The 26,119-nt window shown below is 61.5% G+C and carries 18 protein-coding genes; 12 read left to right on the top strand and 6 right to left on the bottom strand.

Annotated elements, in window-relative coordinates; translation table 11 throughout:
- Position 1 precedes the first annotated feature (1 nt).
- The 4 genes from FQ192_RS15715 to FQ192_RS15695 all read left to right on the top strand — a co-directional run bounded on the left by FQ192_RS15715 (position 2) and on the right by FQ192_RS15695 (position 8,179).
- The gene (locus tag FQ192_RS15715; protein WP_149659414.1) at positions 2-994 is read left to right on the top strand and encodes an AraC family transcriptional regulator; all 993 of its coding nucleotides are present in this window, start codon (positions 2-4) and stop codon (positions 992-994) included.
- Positions 995-1,276: 282 nt separating this feature from the next.
- A complete protein-coding gene (locus FQ192_RS15705; protein WP_149659412.1) occupies positions 1,277-2,308 on the top strand; it encodes a histone deacetylase family protein in 1,032 nt (343 codons plus the stop codon).
- Positions 2,309-2,320: 12 nt separating this feature from the next.
- Positions 2,321-3,421 carry a polyamine ABC transporter substrate-binding protein gene (locus FQ192_RS15700; RefSeq protein WP_149659411.1) on the top strand — a complete coding sequence of 367 codons (1,101 nt, stop codon included), beginning with the start codon at positions 2,321-2,323 and terminating at the stop codon, positions 3,419-3,421.
- A 165-nt stretch (positions 3,422-3,586) separates the two neighbouring features.
- Positions 3,587-8,179, top strand: a complete 4,593-nt coding sequence (locus FQ192_RS15695; protein WP_149659410.1) for a dermonecrotic toxin domain-containing protein — start codon at positions 3,587-3,589, stop codon at positions 8,177-8,179.
- On the opposite strand, the gene FQ192_RS15690 is transcribed toward FQ192_RS15695, so the two are convergent.
- Positions 8,176-9,726, bottom strand: a complete 1,551-nt coding sequence (locus FQ192_RS15690; RefSeq protein ID WP_149659409.1) for a PLP-dependent aminotransferase family protein — start codon at positions 9,724-9,726, stop codon at positions 8,176-8,178. The two genes, FQ192_RS15695 and FQ192_RS15690, sit on opposite strands and share 4 nt — an antisense overlap.
- Before the next feature lie 104 nt (positions 9,727-9,830).
- Here FQ192_RS15690 and FQ192_RS15685 point away from each other — a divergent pair, with 104 nt between their 5' ends.
- The 3 genes from FQ192_RS15685 to FQ192_RS15675 are packed head-to-tail and all read left to right on the top strand — an operon-like array spanning position 9,831 to position 11,600.
- On the top strand, positions 9,831-10,454 hold the full coding sequence (locus FQ192_RS15685; RefSeq protein WP_149659408.1) for an FMN-binding negative transcriptional regulator: 624 nt from the start codon (positions 9,831-9,833) through the stop codon (positions 10,452-10,454).
- Between the two features lie 9 nt (positions 10,455-10,463).
- Entirely contained in the window at positions 10,464-10,910 is a 447-nt protein-coding gene (locus tag FQ192_RS15680; RefSeq protein WP_149659407.1) for a GNAT family N-acetyltransferase, read from the top strand.
- 18 nt (positions 10,911-10,928) lie between these two features.
- Positions 10,929-11,600, top strand: a complete 672-nt coding sequence (locus FQ192_RS15675) for a GNAT family N-acetyltransferase (protein ID WP_149659406.1) — start codon at positions 10,929-10,931, stop codon at positions 11,598-11,600.
- A gap of 110 nt (positions 11,601-11,710) precedes the next feature.
- Here the strand turns inward: FQ192_RS15675 and FQ192_RS15670 are convergent, their stop codons facing one another.
- Positions 11,711-12,610 carry a homocysteine S-methyltransferase family protein gene (locus FQ192_RS15670; RefSeq protein WP_149659405.1) on the bottom strand — a complete coding sequence of 300 codons (900 nt, stop codon included), beginning with the start codon at positions 12,608-12,610 and terminating at the stop codon, positions 11,711-11,713.
- 110 nt (positions 12,611-12,720) lie between these two features.
- Here FQ192_RS15670 and FQ192_RS15665 point away from each other — a divergent pair, with 110 nt between their 5' ends.
- From FQ192_RS15665 to FQ192_RS15650, 4 genes are all read left to right on the top strand, one after another.
- The gene (locus tag FQ192_RS15665; protein WP_133835307.1) at positions 12,721-13,542 is read left to right on the top strand and encodes an ABC transporter substrate-binding protein; all 822 of its coding nucleotides are present in this window, start codon (positions 12,721-12,723) and stop codon (positions 13,540-13,542) included.
- Positions 13,539-14,375, top strand: coding sequence for an amino acid ABC transporter permease (locus tag FQ192_RS15660; protein WP_149659404.1), 837 nt, complete (start codon positions 13,539-13,541; stop codon positions 14,373-14,375). The genes FQ192_RS15665 and FQ192_RS15660 overlap by 4 nt, the downstream gene beginning before the upstream one ends.
- Before the next feature lie 246 nt (positions 14,376-14,621).
- Positions 14,622-17,579, top strand: coding sequence for an autotransporter domain-containing protein (locus FQ192_RS15655; protein WP_149659403.1), 2,958 nt, complete (start codon positions 14,622-14,624; stop codon positions 17,577-17,579).
- 199 nt (positions 17,580-17,778) lie between these two features.
- The gene (locus FQ192_RS15650) at positions 17,779-20,076 is read left to right on the top strand and encodes an autotransporter domain-containing protein (RefSeq protein WP_149659402.1); all 2,298 of its coding nucleotides are present in this window, start codon (positions 17,779-17,781) and stop codon (positions 20,074-20,076) included.
- 223 nt (positions 20,077-20,299) lie between these two features.
- On the opposite strand, the gene oadA is transcribed toward FQ192_RS15650, so the two are convergent.
- Both oadA and FQ192_RS15640 read right to left on the bottom strand, forming a co-directional pair.
- Entirely contained in the window at positions 20,300-22,108 is a 1,809-nt protein-coding gene (oadA, locus tag FQ192_RS15645) for a sodium-extruding oxaloacetate decarboxylase subunit alpha (protein WP_149659401.1), read from the bottom strand.
- A gap of 100 nt (positions 22,109-22,208) precedes the next feature.
- Positions 22,209-23,624: an acetyl-CoA carboxylase biotin carboxylase subunit gene (locus FQ192_RS15640; RefSeq protein WP_123408613.1), complete on the bottom strand. Its 1,416-nt coding sequence runs from the start codon at positions 23,622-23,624 to the stop codon at positions 22,209-22,211.
- Between the two features lie 205 nt (positions 23,625-23,829).
- Here FQ192_RS15640 and FQ192_RS15635 point away from each other — a divergent pair, with 205 nt between their 5' ends.
- The gene (locus tag FQ192_RS15635) at positions 23,830-24,777 is read left to right on the top strand and encodes a LysR family transcriptional regulator (RefSeq protein WP_166655962.1); all 948 of its coding nucleotides are present in this window, start codon (positions 23,830-23,832) and stop codon (positions 24,775-24,777) included.
- On the opposite strand, the gene FQ192_RS15630 is transcribed toward FQ192_RS15635, so the two are convergent.
- Entirely contained in the window at positions 24,719-24,931 is a 213-nt protein-coding gene (locus tag FQ192_RS15630; RefSeq protein ID WP_149659400.1) for a PA3496 family putative envelope integrity protein, read from the bottom strand. The two genes, FQ192_RS15635 and FQ192_RS15630, sit on opposite strands and share 59 nt — an antisense overlap.
- Positions 24,932-25,151: 220 nt before the next feature.
- Positions 25,152-26,018, bottom strand: a complete 867-nt coding sequence (gene hexR, locus FQ192_RS15620) for a transcriptional regulator HexR (RefSeq protein WP_008027445.1) — start codon at positions 26,016-26,018, stop codon at positions 25,152-25,154.
- Positions 26,019-26,119 lie beyond the last annotated feature (101 nt).

Below are 26,119 nucleotides of genomic sequence, written 5' to 3'. Positions count from 1 at the left end.
CATGCTGCACTCCCACCTCACCACGCTCAACGCCGTCTCCCTGGTGCTCAACGCCTTCAAGGCCCAAGGCCTGTCCAGCGAAGCGCTGCTCGCGGGCAGCGGCATCAGCGCGGCGGACCTGAGCCGGGCGGACACGCGCATCACCACCAACCAGGAGATGCAGGTTTGCGCCAACGCGGTCGCGCTCAAGCGCGACATTGGCCTGGAACTGGGCCGGCGGATGCACGTTTCGTCGTACGGCATGCTCGGTTATGCGCTGCTCACCAGTGCCACCTTCGGTGACGCTTTGCGCCTGGCGATCCGTTATCCGGCGCTGTTGGGAACACTTTTCGAGCTGAGCCTGGAAGACGATGGGGAGCGCATCTGGTTCGTCGCTGCCGATTACCGGGAAAGCCCGGCACTGGCGGTGTTCAATGCCGAGTTCTGCCTGGTGTCGCTGAAAGTCATTTGCGACGACCTGCTCGGCCATCCGCTGCCACTCTTGGCTGCACGCTTCGAACACGTGGCGCCGGACTATCAGGCGACTTACGCCGAACACTTCGACTGCCCACTGAGCTTCGAGGCGCGGGACAACGCGTTTGCCTTCGAGCGCAAGTGGCTCGACCAACCCCTGCCGCTGGCGGACGTCATCACCCATCAGGCCATGGCCGATCGCTGCCGCAAGCAGAACACCGAGTTCACCGGGCGCCAGGCGTGGCTGGGACGGATTCGCCAGTTGCTGCGTGCGCAGTTGAATGCGGCGCCGGGGCTTGAAGGGTTGGCGGTGCAGATGAATTGCTCGGCGCGGACGTTGCGCCGGCACCTCAAGGATCTGGGCTGCAGTTATCAGGAACTGCTCGATGAGCTGCGGTTTGAGCAAGCCAAGCAAATGCTTTGCGAGGATCAGTTGCCGATCTATCGGATTGCCGAAGCGTTGGGGTTCAGCGAAACCGCGAGTTTTCGCCATGCGTTTGTGCGCTGGAGTGGTGTGGCGCCCAGTCAGTTCCGGCCTTAGTGCTGATCGTGCTGATCGTTCCCACGCTCCTGCGTGGGAATGCCTCTTGGGACGCTCCGCGTCCCGGTGACGCGGAGCGTCATGGGCTGCATTCCCACGCGGAGCGTGGGAACGATCAAGGGGTGCGCGCCCAACCCTGGGGCATTGTCGCGCCAATAAGGGGCGAATTTCGGTCAGATCTTTTGGCCATATCAATCCCCTTTTGGCCTTTCCTGCCGTTCTCCCAAACGCCGCGCCCCGCAAGACTGTGTTCAACCGAATCAGCCTGCGGAGAACAAGAAAATGCTGACGATCTACTCGGACGATCACCACCTGCACCACGGCCGTTGTGAATTGATGGACGGGCAGCTAATGCCCTGCTTCGAAATGCCTTCCCGTGCCGACCACGTTCTACAGCGCGTGCAAGACCGCGAACTCGGCCCGGTGCAAGCGCCACAGGATTTCGGCCTGGTGCCGATCCAACGCATCCACGACCGCGACTACCTCGACTTCTTCAAAGGCGCCTGGGCACGCTGGACCGAGTTCAATACTGACGGCGACTTGCTGCCCTACACCTGGCCGGCCCGCACCCTGCGCCGGATCAAACCCGCCAGCCTGCACGGCCAGCTCGGTTATTACAGCTTCGACGGCGGCGCCCCGATCACCGCCGGCACCTGGCAAGCGGCGTACAGCGCAGCCCAAGTCGCATTGACCGCCCAAGCCGCCATTCAATCCGGCGCCCGCAGTGCTTTCGCGTTGTGCCGTCCACCGGGACACCACGCCGCCAGCGACTTGATGGGCGGTTATTGCTACCTCAACAACGCCGCCATCGCCGCCCAGGCGTTCATCGATCAGGGCCACAAGAAGGTCGCGATCCTCGACGTCGACTACCACCACGGCAACGGCACGCAATCGATTTTCTACGAGCGCAGCGACGTGCTGTTCACCTCGATCCACGGCCACCCGGAAGCTGAATTCCCGTTCTTCCTCGGCTACGAAGATGAGCTCGGTGAAGGCGCCGGCGAAGGTTTCAACTTCAACTACCCGTTGCCCGCCGGCTCCGGCTGGGACACCTGGAGCGCCGCGCTGGAGCAAGCCTGTAAGGAGATCGAGAAGTACGGCGCCGACATCGTCGTCGTGTCCCTGGGCGTGGACACCTTCAAGGACGACCCGATCTCCCAATTCAAGCTCGACAGCCCGGATTACCTGGCCATGGGCGAGCGCATTGCGAAGCTCGGCAAGCCGACGCTGTTCGTGATGGAAGGCGGCTACGCGGTAGAAGAAATCGGCATCAACGCCGTGAACGTTCTTGAAGGTTTTGAAAGCGCCCAATGAGGAATTAGAACAATGAACAGACTCAAGCGTTTTATCGCTCCAGCGCTGTGCGCGACGCTGCTCAGTGGCGCCGTGCACGCCGAAGAGCGAACGTTGCGCGTCTACAACTGGTTCGACTACATCACCCCCAAAGCCCTGGACGATTTCAAGGCGCAGAACACCCAGACCAAACTGGTCTACGACATCTTCGACACCAACGAAGCGCTGGAGGCCAAGCTGCTGACCGGCAACTCCGGGTATGACGTGGTGGTGCCGTCCAACGTGTTCCTGGCCAAGCAGATCGAAGCCGGGGTGTTCCAGCCGCTGGACCGCAGCAAGCTGCCGAACTGGAACCACCTCGATCCCAAGCTGATGAAGCTGATCGAAGCCAACGACCCCGGCAACAAATTCGCCGTGCCCTACATGTACGGCACCATCCTGATCGGCTTCAACCCGGACAAGGTCAAAGCTGCGCTGGGCGCCAATGCCCCGGTGGACAGCTGGGACCTGATCTTCAAGGAAGAGAACATCAGCAAGCTCAAGCAGTGCGGCGTCGCCCTGCTCGATTCGCCATCGGAGATTTTGCCGCTGGCCCTGCAACACCTCGGCCTGGACCCCAACAGCAAAAAGCCTGCGGACTACGACAAGGCTGAAGCGCTGCTGATGAAGATCCGGCCGTACGTCACCTACTTCCATTCCTCCAAGTACATGGCCGACATCGCCAACGGTGACATCTGCGTCGCGGTCGGTTATTCGGGCAGCTTCTCCCAGGCCGCCAACCGCGCCAAGGAAGCCAAGAACGGCGTAGTCGTCGATATGCGCCTGCCGAAAGAAGGTGCGCCGATCTGGTTCGACATGCTCGCGATCCCCAAAGGCGCGAAGAACACGGAAGACGCCTACACCTTCATCAACTACCTGCTGCAACCGCAAGTGATTGCGCCGGTCAGCGATTTCGTCGGCTACCCGAACCCGAACAAGGACGCCACGGAGCTGGTCGACCCGGCCATCCGCAACAACCCGAACCTGTACCCGACCGAATCGGCGATGAGCACGCTCTACACCCTGCAACCGCTGCCGCGCGATGCCGAGCGCGCACGGACCCGGGCCTGGACCAAGATCAAGTCCGGGACCTGATAGCACAGCCCTGAGATGTGACAAAACCTGTAGTGAGGGGGCTTGCCCCCTCACCACAACGAGCTTCCTCACCACAGATTTGGTGTGGCGATAAATAATTACCACCTCAACCCGCGCCCCGTTCCCTACCGTCGTCGTTCCCGCTCCGGTCACAAGGAAACGACCATGACGCCGACGTCCACGCCCGACCGTCAAAACGCCGAAATACTGCTCCAGGAAAAAAATGCGCTGATCTCCCAGACCAATCAGGGGCCCGGCCTTCAAGAGGTCGGCGCCAAGCTGTTGCGCCATGCCTTGAACGAGCAGTACCCGGAACTGGCGATTGATCCGGACCGCACCTTGATCGTCACGCCGCAATGGCAAACCACCACCGACACGCAGACGCGTCTGGCGCCACACACCGAGACACTGACCGCCGCGTTACTGCGCCAGAGCCAGTCCTCGCAGGTCGCCAATTTCATCGAAGGCGAGCACTTCCTCACCCCCGCGCCATTGACCGAACCGGCGATGCAACTGGCCGTCAGCATCGAAGACATTGCCCTCGTGCTGAACAACTATGCGCCGCTGCTGTACATCGAATTCCAGCAGCAGCAACTCGACTACTGGAACACTTCGGTTAAGCACAAACCTCGCTGGCATGAACTGAGCGACACCCTGAGGAAGGCGTTGAACCTCCAGCACGTCAACGGCTGGACGGCTGAGCAGTGCGAGGTCGCCCGTGCCGTTTCCGCCCACCCGGACAAGGCTGAGCGTTCCCGAGCCAATACAGCGATCCCGGGCATTCAGGCCTGCCTCATCGATATCGACTACAACGAACCGGACAACCACCGCCACCTGCTGCTGGGCGGTGCGATCGTCTTGAAAGCCGTGCATAACCAGCTCGACATCCTGTTGCTGTACACCATCGAAGGTGGCTACGAAACGTTCGAATCCATGGCCGCACTGGGCGCGTCCCTGCCCGCGCGCATCGCCATGGAAACCGCCGGAAAGTCATTGCAATGGCGCTTGTTCGAGCCGGACGGCAACGTGTTCGACCACATGGCCTGGGCACTGATCGCCGCTCAACTGGAGGCCATCGCGACGCTGATATCAGCCCCCGACGCGCAAAGTGCTTTCTTTGCGTCGAGCGCCCATGGGGTCGGGCGCTTCAACGAAGAGGAAAAAAAATACCTCGACCAACTTGAAGCCGCCATTCCCGACTGGCTGTCGAAAGCGTCGGCCACCGAGTTGCAAGACTACGGCCATTACCTGTCGACTCAGGGCCGGCTGCGCAACACCTACGGTCTGAATGACATCAAGTTGATCCGGGATTACGCCCAGGAGCAGATGCGCAACGCGATCGTTGCGAACCGGCGCGAGCATCACGCCAACGACGCCGCCCAACTGGCGCTTGATGAACTGCGGATCAGCATTACCAACAGCTTCACCGTCGGCGCTTTCACCCTGCCCAACCCCCACGATACCCAGGTCGAAACCCTCGGCGAATTTGCCCTGCAGAACACCCCGCCCTACCAGGCCGACATCACGTTCAACAACAACCAGCCTTGCCCGCCATGGCTCACCGTGGACTACCTCGGGACCATGGCCCGCCAGGTCAACGTCGGCAAACACTACCCGGCGTTGCTCAAGACCCGGCTGATTGATGACGCCCACCAGGCACGACTCCAGCAGCAACGTTACGTCAGCCTGTTGCCCGACCTGCTCAGGCTCAAGGCCCTGGAATGCAAACTGCAAAACGAGGGCGGCGTCGACGAGACGGGCTATCGCTATATCTGCGAGTTGATGGACATCGCCCAGGGCCATGCTCGCAAGCATCCGATCGACATCACTCTCCGCCCGCTGAGCTTTATTCCCCGCTATCGCGCCCTGTCGACGGCCGACACTGTGGCCAATATGTTTATCATCGGCCCGCGCCATCCCCACGAGGGGCCGTGCCTGCTGTATCGCCCGGCGCTGGAACGGCCATTGCTGCAATTCGCGTCGTTACAGAACCTGATTTACGCCATCCACCAACCCGGTGAATTGCGTGACTCGGTGCTGGCCTGGCTGCCCACGCCCGCCCTCAGTTTTGAATACGCTCAGTACGTATTTCCCGTCGGCCTGCCTTCGCCCTGGCTGGCGACAGAAACGGGCGTCGAACTGCTGCTGAATCTGGACCTGAGCGGCCCGATCAGCCTGGGTTCCGAGGTGATCACCGCTAACCTGCTCGCCACGCTCTTCACCAGCAACGCCCACACGCTGGTCGAACAGGCTGACCGCCAATCCCTGTCCAATGGCGAACGCCGCTGGGCGCTGCTGCGGGACAGTGGCTGGGCGATTTTCAACGTGGCGTCGACGTTCCTGACCGGCCCGGTGGGGACTGCGGTCTGGGTCTGGCAAGGCATCGAGCAATTGCAGCAGGGGCTGGCGGCCCATGAGCGGGGCGACAGCCTGGTGGAGTGGACGTCTCTGGGGGATGTGCTGATGACCGTGGGCATGCTGCTGATCCATCAGGCCAACCTGCGCCGCACCCGCGATGAAGTCGAGCATTGGCGCGACAAACGCAAAGACTCGGCGCCACGCCACCTGACGTTGCGCCCCACGCCCCCGCCCGCGCTGACCACTATGACCCTGGAACCCACCGCGCTGGCCGGCGAGCTCCCCGCCGAACACGCCACAGCGCTGGAAGCCGGCGAATCGGTGCCGCGCCGCACCCCGTCGGCCCTGGGGGTTTATCTGGACAGCGTCAAAGTCAGCGCGCCGGACCTGGCCCACAAAGACGTGGCCATCCTCAACCAGGCGCCGCCGTATCTGTACCAACTCAACGACAAACACTACGCCCGGGTCGTCAATCGCTGGTTCCAGGTGCTGATCAATGACGATGAACAGGTGCAGATCTTCAATCCGAAAAACCCGTCACGCAGCGGCCCGCTGTTGACCCACGACCTGCACGGCAACTGGTACGTCGATACGCGGTTGCGCCTGCGCGGTGGCGGGATGAGGAGTCGGCTCAAGGCCATCAAACTGGACAAGGCCCAGCGCAAGGAGGCCCTGCAGGAAAAGATCCAGGCCTTCAAAAACCGCGAAAGTGCCATACAGGCCGAAATCAATGCGCTTCAGCAGGGGATGTCTGAAGCCAGTGACCAGCAATTCGATGCCCACGCCCTGCGCCTGGTCGACAGGCTCGACGTGTTGATCGACGAACACCGGGAAGCCCTTGAACACTTGAAGCAGTGGCGCGAACTGGGCGGCACGGTCGGCTACACCTATGACCTGCTGCGCCTGACGACCTTGCTCGAGAAACACCTGTCCCTGTGGTTTACGCTCAAGAGCAGCCAGTACTCCATCACCATCGCACCGATGACCGGCGAAGGCTCGATCAACCCCGAGCTGGCCGTGGGCGCCAGCGTTCCGGCCGCACAAAAGGCCATCCAGTTGAGCCAGGCGATCATTGAACGCACCGAGCAGGCCTACCAAGCCGTGGCCGGTCTCAAGGTCCTGGGGCGCACGGCACGGGAGACGTCCCAGACGATCCGTCAGTTGCTGCCGCGACACTCACCCCTGGACTACAAGGCCAACGAAATCGGCCTGGCCTACGATCTCTGCGTGCAAGAACAGGCCAGCGCGCAAATGCCTCAAGCCCGGGCCGCCGTGGCGAACATCGTTATCGAAGCCTCCGAGGCCAGCCAAACACTCACGGACTTGATGAGCGCACCGCCCGTCGAGCAAACGACCGAGCAACGCATCGCAACACTGACGCCACTGCTGGACATCTACGCCGACACGCTTCAGCGCATCGAGGACCTGCCCGGCCAATACCCGGGCATGACCCATCCCCAGGCATTGGCGCGCTTGCAGGCGCTGATCAAGGAATTCCAGGCCCTGGCGCAATCCCAGCTCTACGACCTGCTGCCCGAGGACGAGCTGCCGTTCGAGCGGGGCGCCACCGCCGCCGCGACGGCCGGCCCGTCGCACCTTCCGGGCAAGGTGCTGAAGACGCGGCCGCGAGATCCGCTGCCGGCCAGCGAGTCCAAACCCGAGGCGGCCCTGTTCAAGAAGTTCGCGCCCAAAAGTGGCGGGGCCGGTAAACCGGTGAGAACCGACAATGACGTCATCGTCGACGGGTTGGCGCTGAACCTCGGGCTGGAGGGTTTCATCACCCGCACCCGCGAGGACGCCCAACGGGCGAAGCGGATTCCGGCGGACATGCAGCACCTGTTCGATTCCCAGGCCCTCAAGTACGAGGAGGAAGCCACGGCGGTCGAGACGGCCATGGCGAACATTCGAGCGGCCAGCGGTATGCCGCCACCGGTCGGCACGTTGAGCCTGGAACTGCGCAATGGCGCTACCCGCCTGCGCAGCAGCGGGATCGAGGTGCGAGCCTCCATGTTGAAACAACGCAAACCGCGCCTGGAGTATTTCCAATGGTTGCATGACAACGCTCAGGTCCGGCTGGTGCGCAACCAACAGGGGCGGGTCAAAACCAAATCCCGGGGCGACTACTTCCAGGAGTACCGGATACTCGACATCGCGCGCAACGACCAGCCGCTGTGGCTGGCTCACTTTCACTATGCCGCCCTCGATAGTCCGGCCAACCAGCCCACCGCCGCGCACTTGAAAGTCGCGGACACGTACCTGGACACTCTGGACCCGGCGCTTCGACAGCAACTGACGTCGATCGAACCCGTGGATTACGTGTTTCGCCGGATCAGCGATCCGGCCACGCGCCGGTTATTTCTCGCCCTCGAACCACCGCCCCCCGCGTCGCCCCTGGCCTAGCAAGACCAGGCGGTACGCAGGCGCTTGAGTGCGCAGGCGATGTCGGCCTCCGGCACGGCGGCGAAGCCCAGCACCAGGCCGGCCCGCTGATCCAGTGGTCGCGTTGAATCGGGCAGCCAATAGCTGCTCAAACCGTTGATCTCGACCGCAACGGCGGCGGCTTTTTCGATGAGTTCCTGTTCACGGGCCAGGCTGTCGACCGGCACCGTCATGTGCAACCCGGCGGCGACGGTCGGCAAACTGCCCACGCCGGGAATGTCCTTCGGCCAACCGGCCAACAGCGCATTGCGCCGACTCAGGGCCGCACGGCGCATCCGGCGGATGTGGCGCTGGAAATGTCCGGCCGCGATGAACTCGGCCATGACCGCTTGGGTGCTGACTTCCGAATGCCGCACATCCACGGCGCGGCGACGGGAGAACGCATCCACCAACCCCGGTGGCAACACCAGGTAGCCGAGGCGCAAGGCCGGGAACGCCACTTTGCCGAAGGTCCCGACGTAGAGCACTCGGCCCTGGCGATCCAGTGCCGCCAACGGCGCCAACGGTGCGCCGCTGTAGCGGTACTCGCCGTCGTAATCGTCCTCGACGATCCAGCCCTGGGTGCGCTCGGCCCACGCCAGCAATTCCAGGCGCCGGGCCAGGCTCATGATCACCCCGGTCGGGTACTGATGGGATGGGGTCACGTACGCCAGTCGGCAATCCTTCAAACCTTCCAGTTCGGCGCAATTGATGCCCTCACTGTCCACCGACACCCCGCGCAATCGGCCCCCGGCCACGGCGAAGGCATGACCGGCCGCGCGATACCCCGGATTCTCGATCGCCACTCCATCGCCCGGCTCGACCAGCAGCTGTGCACAAAGGCTAATCCCCTGCTGTGCGCCACTGGTGATCACAATTTGCTCAGCCGTGCACTGCATGCCCCGGGAACTGCGCAAATACGCGGCAATCATCCCGCGCAGGCGCGCATCGCCCGCCGGGTCGCCGTAGCACAACTGCTGCAGATCCGGTTTGCGCCAGAAAGCCGCGTTCAGCTTGGCCCAGACCTCGAACGGAAACAGATCGAAGGCCGGCACGCCCACGCGAAAAGCCTTCGGCGGACCACTCGGTGGCAGGGCCAAATGGTTGTTTTCGACCCGCTGCAAAGCACCGCTGTGGATAACTTTACTGGATGGAATCACAGGTAAATCCAGCCAATTTGTGGATAAGGCTGGGGATAACCCTGTTGACAACCCTGTGGATACTTTTGCGGATAGTTTTTTTGCCGGCAGCACGGTTTGCGGCAACTGCGCGACGTAAGTGCCGTCGCCGACCCGCCCTTCGATAAAGCCCTCGGCGTAGAGCTGATCGTAGGCGCGGACCACGCTGTTACGGGAAATCGACAACGCCGCCGCCAGGTCGCGACTGGCTGGCAAACGCGTGCCACTGGCCAGGCGCCCGTCGAGCACGCGCACGCGCAAGGCCTGGTAGAGCTGACGGCTGAGCCCTTGGCGGGGATCGAGTTCGATACCGGCAGGGTTGAAGGACAAGGACAGCGGCGCATCGGTCATGGCCTGAACCTATCAAGAATGGACCTATGAAATTGGTCGGTAATGGCTCTTACAACAGACCAATAGCCTGCCTAGGATGGAGCCATTCGCCAAGGGATATTTCCATGTACAACCCCAGCTCGTTTGCCATCAAAGATTTGCCGGACTTGCAGCAGCAGATACTCGCCACCCGCCTCGCCATCCTGGTGACCCACGGCGAGCAAGGTTTGCAAGCCAGTCATATCCCGGTGCTGCTGGACGCCGAACAGGGTCCGAATGGCACCCTCTACGGGCACTTCGCCAAGGCCAATCCCCAGTGGAAAGACTTGCAGAACGGTGCCGAGGCGATGGTGATTTTTGCCGGTGCCGACGCCTACGTCAGCCCGGGGTTTTACCCGAGCAAAGCCGAGCACGGCAAAGTCGTGCCGACCTGGAACTACGTGGCCGTGCACGCCTACGGTGTGGCAGAAGTGTTCACCGACGCCAATCGCCTGCTCAACCTGGTCAGCGCCCTCACCGATCGCCACGAAGCGAGCCGCGCCCAGCCCTGGAAAGTCGCTGACGCCCCCGCCGACTACATCGACGGTATGCTCAAGGCCATCGTCGGTTTCGCCTTGCCGATCCAGCGCCTGGAAGGCAAACGCAAACTGAGCCAGAACCGCAACGCCGCAGACATCGCCGGTGTGCGCGAAGGGTTGGCTGCCAGCCCCGACGCGCAGGACCAGGCCCTCGCCCACTTGATGCGTTAAGGAATGAACATGAGTCAGATCGAGATTCGCCAGGTCACTGCCGACGACCACGCCGCGTGGTTGCCGTTGTGGCAGGCCTACCTGCGCTTCTACAACACCGAATTGCCGGAAGTCGTGAGCCAAAGCACCTGGCAGCGCATGCTCGACCCGAACGAGCCGACCCACTCCGCCCTCGCCTGGGCCGATGGCAAAGCGGTGGGCATGGTGAACTTCATCTACCATCGCTCGAACTGGAGCATCGAAAACTCCTGTTACCTGCAAGACTTGATCGTAGAGCCCGAAACCCGTGGCACCGGCGTCGGTCGCAAACTGATCGAGTTCGTCTACGCCACCGCCAAAGCGGACGGTTGCTGCAAGGTTCACTGGCTGACCCACGAGTCCAACGCCACTGCGATCCAGCTCTACGAGCGCATCGCCGAACGCCCAGGCCTCCTCCAGTTTCGCAAAGCCCTTTAAGGTTCAAGGAGAACAACAATGACCACTTCACTCGCAGACTGGAAAGGCGTCCCGGCCCCCACGGTTCAACTACTGGAAGGGCGCTTCATCCGCCTGGAAAAACTCGACCCGGCCCGCCACGCCGACGGCTTGTTCAAAGCCCTGCAAGGCCCTGGCGCCGACCCGAAACTCTGGGACTATTTGCCTTACGGCCCCTTCCCGGAACGCAGCGTATTCAACGACTGGCTGAACAACCACGCGGCCAACAGCGACCCGTATTTCTTCACCGTGATCGACCGTGCCAGCGGCGACGTGCAAGGCATCCTCAGCCTGATGTCCATCGTCCCGGCCCAGGGCCGCATCGAAATCGGCCACGTGACTTTCGGTGCGTCGATGCAGCGTTCACCGAAAAGTACCGAGGCGGTTTATCTGCTGGCCAAGGAGTCGTTTGCCCTGGGCTACCGGCGTCTGGAGTGGAAATGCAACAACGGCAACGCCCGCTCCAAATACGCGGCCGAACGGTTGGGGTTCAGTTTTGAAGGGGTGTTTCGCCAGCACATGGTGGTCAAGGGACAGAATCGCGATACGGCTTGGTATTCGATTCTGGATTCGGAATGGCCGGTGGTTGGGGCGGGGTTTGAGCGATGGCTTTCAGATGAAAACCAGACGGATTCAGGGCAAGTGAAAACCTTGGCCGAGTGCCGCGCCTAGTGATCGTTCCCACGCTCTGCGTGGGAATGCAGCCGGGGACGCTCTGCGTCCCAAAGCGGACGCAGAGCGTCCATTGAGGCATTCCCACGCAGAGCGTGGGAACGATCTTTTCAGACGAGTTTCTGGGCCAGCACGGCGATATGCTCCGGCCCGATCCCGCAGCACCCGCCTAAATGGCTGGCCCCACGCTTCTGCCAATCCGCCGCCCAGTGCAGGTAACCCGGCGGATCGAGATCGTCGCGCAACGGGTCCAACCCGTCGTTGGCCGTGGCCTCTTTCGGTTGCGGCGGGAAGGCGTTGGCGTATGCGCCGATGTGAATATTCACACCCAACCGCTCGAACGTTTTCCGCGCTGCATCAATCGCCGCGCCGATGACTTCCGGCTGGCTGCAGTTGAACAGTAACGTCTCGACACCCAGCTCAGCGGCCACGGCGGCTGCTTCGGCCACCGGCTCGCCGGAACGCAAGCGCGGCACGTCGTCGGTGTCTTCATCCTTCAAGGTAAACGACAGCCAGAACGGTTTGCCATCCTTCGGCAGCCCGGCGTGGATCGCCCGCGCCTCAACGATCGAGCTCTGGGTTTCCGCCAGCCAGAGATCCACATGCGGCCCGAGCCCTTTCACCAGCGGCGTCAGCAATTCCGTGACCCGCGCAGCGTCGAACAGGTCCGGGCGGTAGGAACCAAACAACGGCGGCAACGAACCGGCCACGCGTACCGGTTTACCCGCCGCCTCCACCGCACGCCGGGCCAACTCGCCAGCCAACGCCGCGAGCGCCTGGCCTTCAGCGGCAAAGCGCTCTTCGCCGATATGGAACGGCACCACCGCATAGCTGTTGCTGGTGATGACGTTTGCACCGCTTTCGATATAGGCCGCGTGCACCGCCTCGACGGCTTGCGGCGCTTCGCTCAAGGCCAGCGCCGACCACTCGGGCTGCCTGAATGGTGCCCCACGGCGCTGTAGCTCACGACCCATGCCGCCATCCAGAATCACTGTGCTTCCTGCGCCCATATGCTTTTCACTCATAAGCTTATGAAAATAACTCACTACCAGAGTCGTTCTTATAACTATTTAATACGTAACATCTGGTTAATAACAACCTCTTTTTTCAGGGATCGACTGTGAAATTTCAACCGCTATTGGCCTTGGGCCTGACGATTCTGGCTGCCTCCACTCAAGCCTTTGGCGGCGCCACGCTGGATCGCGTCGAGCAGAAAAAAGAACTGGTGGGCGTGCTGATGGAAAGTTATCCACCGTTCTCGTTCCTCAACGACCAGAACCAGCTCGACGGTTTCGACGTCGATGTGGCCAAAGCCGTGGCCGAGAAACTCGGCGTGAAACTGCGCCTCGAAACCCCGTCCTGGGACGTGATTGCCGCCGGCCGCTGGAGCGGTCGCTACGACATCTGCATCTGCTCCATGACCCCGAGCAAGGCACGCGCCGAAGTCTTCGATTTCCCGGTCGAGTACTACGCATCCCCGGCGGTGATCGTGGTCAACGCCAAGGATGACCGCATCCATAACGCCAAGGACCTGAGTGGCAAGAAAGTCGGCCTCACCAGCGCCTCCAGCTACGAAAGCTACCTGAACAAAAACCTGGTGATCGAAGGCGCCGAAGACACGCAGTTGCAGTACCCGTTCGAGGACGTGCAGATCGCTCCGTATGACACCGACAACGTGGCCTTCCAGGATTTGGGCCTGGGCGCCGGTGTTCGACTGGACGCGATCCTCACCAACCTGGTGACCGCGCAACCGCGCCTGAACGAAGACAAACGCTTCAAACTGGCGGGCGAGGCGCTGTACTCCGAGCCGAACTCGGTGGCCATTGAAAAGGGCGATGCGCAGTGGGACGGCAAAGTACGTGAAGTCTTCGCGCAGCTGAAACAGGACGGCACGTTGAGCAAGCTCTCGCAAAAATGGATCGGCGCCGATATCAGCAAATGACTTCTTTCCCGACACCTCCTCAGCCGCCGCAACCCGTCGCTGAGTCACGGCTGCAACGGATCTTCGGATTTCGCACGCGGCTGTACCTGACCTGGGCGGCGATGCTCGGCTTGTTCGCCAGTTTTTTCCTGAGCTTCGACCTGAAGTTCTCGATCATCCTCGACAAACTGCCCAACCTCGTCGGCCTGCACCTGGCGCCCAACGGCTTTCTGCAAGGCGCGGCGCTGACAGTGTTTCTCTGCGCCTGCTCGATCGTCGCCTCATCGCTGCTGGGCTTCATCACTGCCTTGGGGCGGCTGTCGAAAAGCGCCGTGGCGTTCGGCATTGCGAGTTTCTACGCGTCGTTCTTTCGCGGCACGCCGCTGCTGATCCAGATCCTGCTGATCTACCTCGGCCTGCCGCAACTGGGCATCGTGCCCGGCGCCATCGCCGCCGGGATCATCGCCCTGTCGCTGAACTACGGCGCTTACCTGAGCGAAATCTTCCGCGCCGGCATCCTCGGCGTCCCCCACGGCCAACGGGAAGCCTCCCTGGCCCTGGGCATGCGCGAAACCGTGATCTTCTGGCGCGTCACCCTGCCCCAAGCCATGCGCACCATCATCCCGCCGACCACCAACCAATTCATCTCCATGCTCAAGGACTCGTCGTTGATCTCGGTGATGGGGGTGTGGGAAGTGATGTTTCTGGCGCAGTCGTATGGGCGCTCGAGTTATCGGTATATCGAGATGCTGACGACCGCGGCGGTGATTTATTGGGTGATGTCGATAGGGTTGGAGCTGATACAGGCGCGGATGGAGCGGCATTACGGCAAGGCGTATTTGAGTCGTAGCTGAGTCTCCTGAGCAAACGCGAAACCTGTGGCGAGGGAGCTTGCTCCCGTTGGGCTGCGGAGCGGCCCCATGATCAAAAGATCGCAACCTTCAGCAGCGCCTACATTGTCCAGATACGCATTAAATTGCGTATAGATGCCTCGAAATCCGAAGTATCTGCAAAAGATTGCACTTAACCAACGACATCATTCTGTAAAAACCCTCGGCTATACAACACAGCCCGCTTATAACAAAAAGGCTGTCCACCCCATGCCCTTCTCGCCCCAGCGTCTCGCCCTGACCATCGCCCTTCTCATCAGCGCCACCGCCGCCCACGCCAAAAACGTGCAGATCGACACCGCCACCACCGCCGCGCAAACCCTCGGCGGTAATGACACGCTGACAATTTCCGCGCCCGGCAGCATCACCAACAGCGGCAAGGCCGTGAGCTTGAAGGACAGCACCAGTGGTGTCGGCGTGGTGGTCGATAACGCGGGCAAGATCGTGTCCACCGGTGGCCGGGCGATCGACAGCAGCGGCGACCTGACCCAGGCGCGCAACTACAGCATTTATAACCGCAGTGGCGGGCAGATCCTCGGGTTCAACGACGCGTTGCGCATCGACAGCAACTTCGCCAGCGGCAGTCTGTTGATCGATAACAGCGGCATCATTCGCTCCACCACTGGCCAGGGGCTGGACCTGGATGCGCTACGTAGCAACAACGTGAAAACCACAATCATCAACCGCGCGGGCGGGCTGATTCGCGGGGATGCCAGCGACGGCATGAAGACCGGGGCCAACGCGACGATCACCAACTATGGCGAGATCTCTACGGGTGATTCGCACAACGCCGACGAGAAGTTCGACGGCATTGATATCGACACGGCAACCGGCGTGACGGTGACCAACTACGGCACCATTTCCGCCGGACGCCACGGCATCACCACCGACCTCGGCGCCACACTGGTCAACTACGGGCAGATCACCGGGCGCAACGGTTCGGGATTCGGCTCCGATGGCGACGGCACCGTCATCAACCACGGCACGATCACCGGCGCGTATTCGGGGCTGCAACCCAACGGTGACGGCGATGGCGTGGACATCGACAAGATCGCCCACATCGAAAACTACGGCACCATTCAAGGCGTCGGCGCGGGCGGCGTGGACAAGGGTGGTTTCGCCAATGGCAGTGAAGGCATCGCGCTGGGCGGCGGCTATGTATTGAACGCCAAAGAGGCGCTGATCAGCGGCGCCAACAGCGCCATTCTGGTGGACGATGGCAGCGGCGGTTCGGGGGCGGCAGCGACCACCCTGGAAAACTTCGGCACCATCCAGGGCCTCGACGGTTTCGGGGTGAAGTTCGTCGGCGAGTTTGCCGACAGCGTGATCAACGGCGGGACCATCAGCGGCAGCAACGGCCTGGCCCTGGACCTGGGTGGCGGCAACGACAGCCTGACCCTGCGCAACGGCAGCCGCTTCGTCGGTGTGGTCGATGGCGGCAGCGGTTATGACCGAGTGGTGATGGACGACGTGGCGGGCGGCAGTTTCGGTGCCAGTCGCAACTTCGAATGGCTGGAGGTCAAGCAAGGCGCCTGGACCCTGACCGGCAGCGGTGATTTCAGCGACGGCGGCGCGGTGCGCAATGGCGCGACGCTGCTCAACCAGGGCGGCATTGCCGGCACACTGACCGTGGATCAGGGCGGCGTGTATGCCGGCGGCGGCTCGGTAGGCAATCTGCTGGTCAACGGTACGTTGCAGACCAATACGCAACTCGGCACTGCAACCATCACTCACGATTTGACCTTCGGCAGCGGCGGCACCCTGGCCTATGGCGTGAATGCCGACGGTACCAGCGCCCCTGTAATAGTCGGCGGCACCGCCAATCTGAACGGCGCGACCCTGGCGGTAAACCCCGGCAGCGGCACTTACCCGTGGCAAAGCCATTACACCGTGCTGCAAGCCGCGAGCGTCAACGGCACCTTCGGCAAGGTCATCAGCGACTACGCGTTCCTCACGCCAGCCCTCGCCTACACCCCGACCCAGGTCGATCTGACCTACACCCGCAACGACATCGCCTTCAATGAATTCGCCGCCACCGGCAACGGCAGCAACGCCGCCAACAGCCTGGCCTCGATGGGCAAAAACAACGCGCTCTACAACGCGCTGCTCAACACCACCAACGCCACGGCCGGCGCGGCGATTGAGCAACTGGCCGGCGCGAGCAACGCCAACCTGACCAGCGCCACCCTCGGCGCCAGCAGCCAGATTGGCGGCAGCATGCTCTCGGCGATGCAGCAAATGGGCGGCGGATCAGGCTTGCTTGTGGGCCTCGATTCCCGGGACACACCGGTGCTCGCCTCCACCGGCGTTCCATCCGAAGCCCGCAACCTCAACGACCCGAATGCCCAAGGCCGACTCTGGCTGCAAGCCATCGGCGGCTACGGCAAGCTCGACGGCGAACACGGCAACAGCGGTCTGGAACAACGCACAAAGGGCAGCGTGCTCGGTGCCGATTGGGCACTCAATCCGCAATGGCGCCTGGGCGTGTTGGGCGGTTATTCGAAAACCGATCTGGATGCCACCGGCGTCGACGGCAATGTCGAGAGCTGGCACGCCGGGGTCTACGCCCTGCGCCAAAGTGGCCCGTTCGCGTTGCGCCTCGGCGCGGCCTACAGCGGCCATCAAGGCGAAAGCAAACGCACCGTCGCGTTCAACGGTTTCAACGACCGGCCAAAAGGCGATTACGACGCCGACAGCCAACAAGCCTTCGCTGAACTGGGTTACGCCATGGGCAGCGGCCGCCTCAGCGCCGAACCCTTCGCCAACCTCGGCTACCAGCGCTATCACCGCGACAGCTACAAAGAGAAAGGGGGCGCCGCCGCGCTGCAAGTCGACGAACAAACCCAAGACAACTTCAGCAGCACCTTCGGCGTTCGCCTGGCACACCTGAGCACCCTGGACAACGGCATGAGCCTGACCCCGCGCATGACCGCTGGCTGGAAGCACACGTATGGCGATGTCAGCAGCTCGACGCGCCAGGCCTTCGTGGTCGGCGGCACGGCGTTCAGTGTCGATGGCAGTTCGCTGGATCGCGACAGCCTGGTGCTGGAGGCGGGGCTGGATCTGGGGATCTCGGCGCGGCATACCCTCGGCGTTGGCTACAGCGGCGAGATTGGCAGCAACAGCCGCAATCATGGGTTGATTGGGCAGTGGCAGATGAGTTTCTGAGATTTCGCCAATCGAAGCTTCCGGGAATGTTGTAGGCAAGTTCGCCTGATCATCGGTGAAATCGCTGGTGGTCAAGGCTCGGTGTTGATTCGGCTACAAGCGGTTCAGCTACGCCTTGCACAACGCCAGGAATCGCCCGGCATCCAGACATCGGCATCGGATTTTAGAGTTTGGCCTCCTTACAACTGAGGCCTAGCCCATGTCCGATCAGCGCAAATTCCGACCACAACACCTCCCACTTGCTATTGCTCTGGCGCTGGGAGGTGCTGAATTTTCCATGGCTCAAGAGCTGACTGGCAGAGCCGAACCACCGGTCGACGCCAAGATAATAGAGCGGCATGAGTCCGAGCCGAGAATCGATCTGGAGGCTCTTCTTCCAACTTTCACCAAGGTTCACGACGCCGTTCCTAATGTGATCGATTCACCCGAGACGGTTGTACAAGGAACAGACGCCAACGACCTCATTACCCTGAAGAACGGCGGTAGCATCAAAGGCCCGGCGGATGGAGGAGGAGGCATCAACGTCATACACCTTGAGGCCTCTGACGGTGGTGTTCTGGGAGAAACAAAAAATACCACCGGCCTGGTCAGTCATCTGGGTTCATGGACGCTGACCAGCAAGAGCGATTTCCATGACGGCGTGGTGGTGTTGAATGACGGCATCCTGACCAATAACGGGAAGATCCTCGGCCGTGCGATTGCGGTCGGACAGCTCTTCAATAAAGGCACCATAGATGGCCACGTCGATGTCAGGGAACGCGGCACTTTCGCGGGTTCCGGGACCGTCGGAAGCTTGCAAGTACACGGTCGCGTCGACGTCAATAAAATGCATGGCGCCCCACGGGTCAGAGGGGACTTGAACCTGTCAAAGACAGGTGTATTGGCCTACGAGGTCAATCCCGAAGGCAAAGGCCAAACGATCAGAGTCGGTGGCACTGCCAGGCTGGGCGGCTCCACTCTGAAAATCGTTGCGATGCCGGGCGAATATCTGCAAAGCAACCGCTACACCGTTATCGAGGCGAAGGATAAAGTCGAAGGTGAATTCGGCGAAGTCCTCAATGACTTGGCATTTATGGCACCGACCCTCAGGTACAACAATAAAAGCGTTGGCCTGACCTATGCTCGTAACGAAGTACCTTTCGAGAGTCTCGCCACTTCCGAAAACGGACGGGAGTTCGCCAAAAATATCTCCGAGCCGGAACACGTTCCCGATGCTCAATTACCCTCTGACATCGTAAATACCAGCGTCGCGGACGTGACGCCATCCGCCGACGTTCCCGCACCAGCTCCACAGCCAATCGCCGTCACCGATACTTCTGACACAGAGCCACATCCATCTGCCGTCGCCGACACTTCTAGCACGGCGCCACAACCAGCCACCGTCGCCGACACTGCTAGCACGGCGCCACAACCAGCCACCGTCGCCGACACTGCTAGCACGGCGCCACAACCAGCCACCGTGACGAATGCAGCCGTCACCGCCCTGCTAGCCACCAACACTGAGACAGCCTCCTACGCCCTCGAACAACTGGCCGGCTCCAGCAACGCCAACCTCGCCAAAGCCACCTTGAGCAGTGTTGACCCGGTCAACGGCAGCCTGCTCTCTGCCATGCGCCAGTTGGGTACCAACAACTTGAGTTCACGAAACAATGCACCGCGTTTGGCGGCCGGCAGCGAAGACAACGGCCGTGTCTGGCTGCAAGCACTCGGTCATGGCGGCAAACTGGATCGAGACGTTGAACCGCTGCAACACTCGACCAAGGGGCTGCTACTGGGCGCGGATTGGAGCCTCGATGATGAATGGCGCCTGGGGTTGATGGGCGGAACATCCCGGACGCAAATGGACAGCAAGGAACTCGACGGCAATCTCGACAGCTGGCACCTGGGCGCCTATGCGTTGAGGCAGAACGGCCCGATGTCCCTGCGCCTAGGCGCGACTTACAGCAACCACGACGGAAGCACTGCACGCCGAATTGCCTTCGCCGGTTTCAGCGATCGCCCCAAAGGCAGCTACGACGCCAGCACCCAGCAAGCCTTCGCCGAAGTGGGGTACAACCTGGGCCGCGCCAACGTCAGCATCGAACCCTTCGCCAGCCTTGGCTATCAACGCTACCAGCGCGACGGCTACACCGAGAAAGGTGGGGCTGCGGCGCTGAAGGTTCACCAGCAATCCCAAAGCAATATGAACAGCACGTTTGGCCTGAGGGTGGCGAAGGTCGAGACCCTGGATAACGGCATGCGTCTGACGCCGCGATTCAGTGCTGGCTGGAAGCACACCTATGGCGATACCTACACGGCAACGCGCCAGCGACTGGTCACTGGCGGCAGCAACTACACCGTTTATGGTGCGGAGCTGGATCGCAATAGTTTGCTGGTGGATGCGGGGCTGGATCTTGGGGTTTCGGCAAACCACAGCGTGGGCGTAGGCCTGACTGGCGAGGTCGGCAGCGACAGCCGCAACCACGGCGTCATGGGCCAGTGGCGCATGGCGTTCTGATCAACACCTGACACACCACAAACCCTGTAGGGCGAGCGGTGCGACGATTCGACTTGCCCGCGAAGAGGCCGGAACTTTCAACATCTGTGTTGATTGGTACACCGCCTTCGCGGGCAAGTCGAATCGTCGCACCGCTCGCTCCTACACGGGTCAAATACCGGGCAAAAAAAAGGGGAGCACATGCCCCCCCGAGGTTTAAAGCGGTGTGATCCGGGCTGTTAAATCAGCCTTCGATCTCGATCAGGATTTCGCCCGGGTTCACCCGGTCGCCCTTGGCCACGTGGATGGCGGTGACTTTGCCGGCGATGGCGGCTTGCACTTCGGTTTCCATCTTCATCGCTTCGGTGATCAGCACGGACTGGCCAGCTTTCACGGTGTCGCCTTCCTTGACCAGCACATCGACGATGTTGCCCGGCATGGTGGTGCTGACGTGGCCCGGCGCCGTGGCTTGCTTGCGCTTGCTGCTGCCGCCGCTGACGAATTCGTTGAGCGGTTCGAACACCACTTCTTCCGGCATGCCGTCGATGGATAGGTAGAAGTGACGCTTGCCTTCGGCCTTCACGCCCACACCGGTGATGTCGACGCGGTAGGTTTCGCCGTGGACGTCGATGACGAACTCGGTCGGCACGCCTTCGCCACTGGCCGAGGTCACGCCGCCGGCTTCAGGAATGGGCAGCAACACTTCAGGTGTCAGGGTGCCGGCGTTGCGCTCTTCGAGGAACTTGCGGCCGATGTCCGGGAACATGGCGTAGGTCAGCACGTCTTCTTCGGACTTGGCCACGGCACCAATTTCGGCACGCAACTTGGTCATTTCCGGCTTGAGCAGGTCGGCCGGACGAACGTCGATCACCTCTTCGCTGCCGATGGCCTGGCGACGCAGTTTCTCGTTCACGGTGCCCGGCGCCTTGCCATAGCCGCCTTGAAGGTAGAGCTTCACTTCGTTGGTGATGGTTTTGTAGCGCTCGCCGGCCAGCACGTTGAAGAACGCCTGGGTACCGACGATTTGCGAGGTCGGCGTCACCAGCGGCGGGAAGCCGAGGTCTTCGCGAACCCGCGGGATTTCGGCCAGCACTTCGCCCATGCGATTAAGTGCGCCCTGCTCTTTCAGCTGGTTGGCCAGGTTGGAAATCATCCCGCCCGGCACCTGATTGACCTGCACGCGGGTGTCGACGGCGGTGAATTCGCTTTCGAACTGGTGGTACTTCTTGCGCACGGCGTAGAAGTACAGGCCGATCTCTTGCAGCAGCTCCAGATTCAGGCCGGTGTCGAACTCGCTGCCTTTAAGGGCCGCGACCATCGATTCGGTGCCCGGGTGGCTGGTGCCCGAGGCGAAGCTGGAGATCGCGGTGTCGATGTGGTCGGCACCGTTTTCGATGGCCTTGAGTTGGCACATGGTGGCCATGCCCGAGGTGTCGTGGGAGTGAATGAACACCGGCAGCGACTGCTCGGATTTCAACGCTTTGACCAGTTCGCCAGTGGCGTACGGGGTCAGCAGGCCGGCCATGTCCTTGATCGCCACCGAGTCGCAACCCATGGCTTCCATTTGCCGGGCTTGGGCCACGAACGCGTCGATGGTGTGCACCGGACTGGTGGTGTAGGCGATGGTGCCCTGGGCATGTTTGCCGGCGGCTTTTACGGCTTCGATGGCCACGCGCAGGTTACGCACGTCGTTCATGGCGTCGAAGATGCGGAACACGTCGATGCCGTTGACCGCGGCCTTGGCGACGAAGGCTTTGACCACGTCGTCGCTGTAATGGCGGTAGCCCAGCAGGTTCTGGCCACGCAGGAGCATTTGCAGACGCGTGTTAGGCAGTGCGGCGCGCAGTTGGCGCAGGCGCTCCCATGGGTCTTCCTTCAGGAAGCGTACGCAGGCGTCGAACGTCGCACCGCCCCAGCATTCCAGCGACCAGTAGCCGACTTTGTCGAGCTTGTCGCAGATCGGCAGCATGTCTTCGGTGCGCATGCGGGTGGCGAGCAGCGATTGGTGGGCGTCGCGCAGGATGGTGTCAGTAACGAAGATCTTCTTAGTCATTGGTATCTCCTCAGAGCTTCAAGCTCCAAGCTACAAGCCGCAAGAAAAAGCCAATCTGCTCTTACTTGCCGCTTGCAGCTAAAAGCTTGCCGCTGTTTATTCATAAACCCGCGTGTGCGGCGATGGCGGCAGCGATGGCCAGGGCCAGCTCTTCGGGTTTGCGCTTGATCGAGTAGTTGGTCAGTTCAGGGTGGGCTTCAACGAAGCTGGTATTGAACTGACCGCTACGGAATTCCGGGTTGCGCAGGATTTCCTGGTAGTACGCGGCGGTGGTCTTGACCCCTTGCAGACGCATGTCGTCGAGGGCGCGCAAGCCACGGTCCATCGCCTCTTCCCAGGTCAACGCCCACACCACCAGTTTCAGGCACATGGAGTCATAGAACGGCGGAATGGTGTAGCCGGTGTAGATCGCCGTGTCGGTACGTACGCCGGGGCCGCCGGGTGCGTAATAACGGGTGATCTTGCCGAAGCTCGGCAGGAAGTTGTTTTTCGGGTCTTCGGCGTTGATCCGGAACTGCAACGCAAAGCCACGGTGCTGGATGTCTTCCTGCTTCACCGAAAGCGGCAGGCCCGACGCAATGCGGATCTGCTCACGCACAATGTCGATGCCGGTGATTTCTTCGGTGATGGTGTGTTCCACCTGCACCCGGGTGTTCATCTCCATGAAGTACACCTCGCCCTCGGCGAGCAGGAACTCCACGGTGCCGGCGTTCTCGTAGCCCACGGCCTTGGCTGCGCGCACCGACAGGTCGCCGATATAGGCGCGCTGTTCCGGGGTCAGCTGCGGGCTCGGGGCGATTTCGATCAGCTTCTGGTTACGACGCTGAATCGAGCAGTCACGCTCGAACAGGTGCACCACATTGCCAAAGCTGTCGCCCAGGATCTGCGCTTCAATGTGTTTCGGGTTGACGATGCATTTTTCCAGGAACACTTCCGCCGAACCAAAGGCCTTGGTCGCTTCGGAAATCACCCGGGGGAAGGCTTGTTCGAGTTCATCGCGGCTGTTGCAGCGACGAATGCCGCGGCCGCCACCACCGGAGGTGGCTTTGAGCATCACCGGGTAACCGATGCGGTCGCCTTCGACCAGCGCCTCGGCGATGTCCGCCACGTTGCCCTCGGTGCCGGGAGTGACCGGGACGCCAGCCTTGATCATGCTGCGGCGTGCTTCGGTCTTGTCGCCCATGCGGCGAATGACTTCAGCCGATGGACCAATGAATTTGATGCCGCGTTCGGCGCAGATGTCTGCCAGTTCGGCATTTTCCGAAAGGAAACCGTAGCCGGGGTGCAATGCATCGCAACCGGTTTCCACGGCCAGGTTCACCAGCTTGCGCGGGTTCAGGTAACCGGCCAGCGGGTCGGCACCGATGCTGTGGGCTTCGTCCGCACGTTTGACGTGCAAGGCGTGCCGGTCGGCGTCGGAGTAGACCGCGACCGAGCGAATGCCCATCTCGGCGCAGGCACGCACGATTCGTACGGCAATCTCACCACGGTTGGCGATCAGGATCTTTGTTATCACTTGGAGGTTCCCTTGAGCCGGTGGTACCCACGACCTGCTAGACCAGGTCGACGCGTGACTAAATGTTTCGATTTAGTCGCAGCCCCACACTAGCCCCCATGAGGGATTAACAAAAATGATTAATAATTGGGTTAGCCATAAGTAAAGACTTATAGTTGAGGCATCAGCCTGTGGCCGGAGCCTTCGAATAATGCGTAAGTCATTGATGCGTATGACATTGCGTCAACTGCAGATTTTCAATGAGGTCTGTGATCTGAGGTCCTACAGCCGCGCGGCTGAGGAAATGTCTCTCACACAACCTGCCGTGAGCCTACAGATTCGTCAACTTGAGGAGCTGATCGGTCAGCCGTTGTTCGATTACGTCGGCAAAAAACTCTACATGACCGAGGCGGCGGAAGCGCTTCAGCGCGCCAGCCGGGACATTTTCGGACGCCTGGAAAACCTCGACATGCAGCTGTCGGACATGCAGGGCTCGTTGCAGGGTCAGCTGAAACTGGCAGTGGAATCCAGCGCCAAGTACTTCGTGCCGCACCTGTTCGCCGCCTTCAAGCGCCAGCACCCGGAAGTGAACCTGCACCTGACGGTCGTTAACCGTGGCCAGGTGATCCGGCGCCTGTCGGATAACCGCGATGATCTGGTGATCATGTCGATGGTGCCCCAGGACATGGGCCTGGAATTCCTGCCGTTCCTCAATAACCCGATCGTGGCCGTAGCGCCGCCGGATCATCCGCTGTGCCACATGGGACCGCTGCGTTTGCAGGATCTGGAGCCGTACACGCTGCTGATGCGCGAGCCGGGTTCTGGTACGCGGATGGCGTGCGAAGAGTATTTCAAAGAGAAGCGCGTGCACTTCACCCAGACCCAGGAGGTCGCGTCGGCGGAAGCCCAGCGTGAGTGTGTGTTGGCGGGTCTGGGCCTGGCCTTGTTGACGCGCCACGCCCTGAACCTGGAGTTGGCGACCGGCGCGCTCATTGAGTTGCCGGTCGAGGAGCTGCCGCTGTATCGCAGTTGGTGCCTGGTGCAGGCCAAAGCCAAACGCCTGTCACCGGTGGCGCACGCCTTCCTGGCGTTTATCCGCAGCGAACGGGTGCAAATCAGCGCGTTGGTTGAGCGTTTCGACGGGAAGTTGCCGGTGCTGCCTGCCAGTAATTGAGTTCCAGGTCGTCCGGGAAATCGCCGATTTCGGCCAGAAGCTGACGGCGTTCGCAGCGATCTTCGATAGCGCGGCGAAATTCCATGCGGCGCTGGTCTTCTTGCTGGCGACGGGTTTTGAGGGCGCTGTTGCGTTCTTCGTAGGGCTGGGCCATTGCAGGTCTCCCAAGTCGAGTACGGGAGTTACACGATGAACGCGGGGGATGACGGTTTGGCGGCGGGTGGGTTACAGGGAGATGAAAGTTTGTGCTTTGGCACATTGCATTGTGGCGAGGGGGCTTGCCCCCGTTGGGTCGCGGAGCGGCCCCAGAGATTTTGCGACTGCTGCGCAGCCGAACGGGGGCAAGCCCCCTCGCCACAAGAGCCGCGCAGTGATCAATCGTCCAGCGCTTTCACCGATTTAGGCGACAGCCGCAAGCTGCGAAGGCTGCGCTTGACGCTCTTGAGGTGGTTGACCAGGCTCGGCCCGCGCGCCATGGCCACGCCCATCGCCAACACGTCGATCACCACCAGGTGGGCGATGCGCGAAGTCAGCGGCGTATAGATTTCGGTGTCTTCGTGCACATCGATCGCCAGGTTGACGGTCGACAGCTCGGCCAATGGCGTCTGGCTCGGGCACAAGGTGATCAGCGAAGCGCCGCTTTCGCGGACCAGATTCGCCGTGATCAACAAATCCTTGGAACGCCCGGACTGGGAAATGCAGATCGCTACGTCAGTTGGCTTCAGGGTCACCGCCGACATCGCCTGCATGTGCGGGTCGGAATACGCCGCGGCCGTCAGCAGCAAACGGAAGAACTTGTGCTGGGCATCCGCCGCCACTGCACCCGACGCGCCAAAGCCATAGAACTCAACGCGCTGCGCCTGGGACATCAGCGACACCGCCCGCTGCAATTCCACCGGATCGAGCTTCTCGCGAACCTCCATCAACGTGTGCAGGGTCGTGTCGAAGATTTTCAGGCTGTAGTCAGCGACCGAATCGTCTTCATGAATCGCGAACTGCCCGAAACTCGCACCGGCTGCCAGGCTCTGCGCCAGCTTCAGTTTCAAATCCTGGAAACCGGAGCAACCGATAGCACGACAAAAGCGCACGATGGTCGGCTCGCTGATCCCCACGCTGTGGGCCAGGTCGGCCATGGAGCTGTGCATCACCGCCGCAGGGTCAAGCAGCACATGGTCGGCGACCTTGAGCTCCGACTTGCGTAACAGGTGACGGGACTGGGCGATGTGTTGCAGCAGATTCAAAGGGGTGGACTCTTTGTTATTGGCAGTTGCCGGGGATGTAGCACGCTTGTAGTTATACTACATGAATCGGCTTTTTGCCTGCTCAATGCGTAACTCAATGC

Origin of the sequence: Pseudomonas sp. ANT_J12 (assembly GCF_008370045.1) — a bacterium.
Lineage (GTDB): Bacteria > Pseudomonadota > Gammaproteobacteria > Pseudomonadales > Pseudomonadaceae > Aquipseudomonas.
This window is presented reverse-complemented; position numbering and strand designations above follow the sequence as displayed.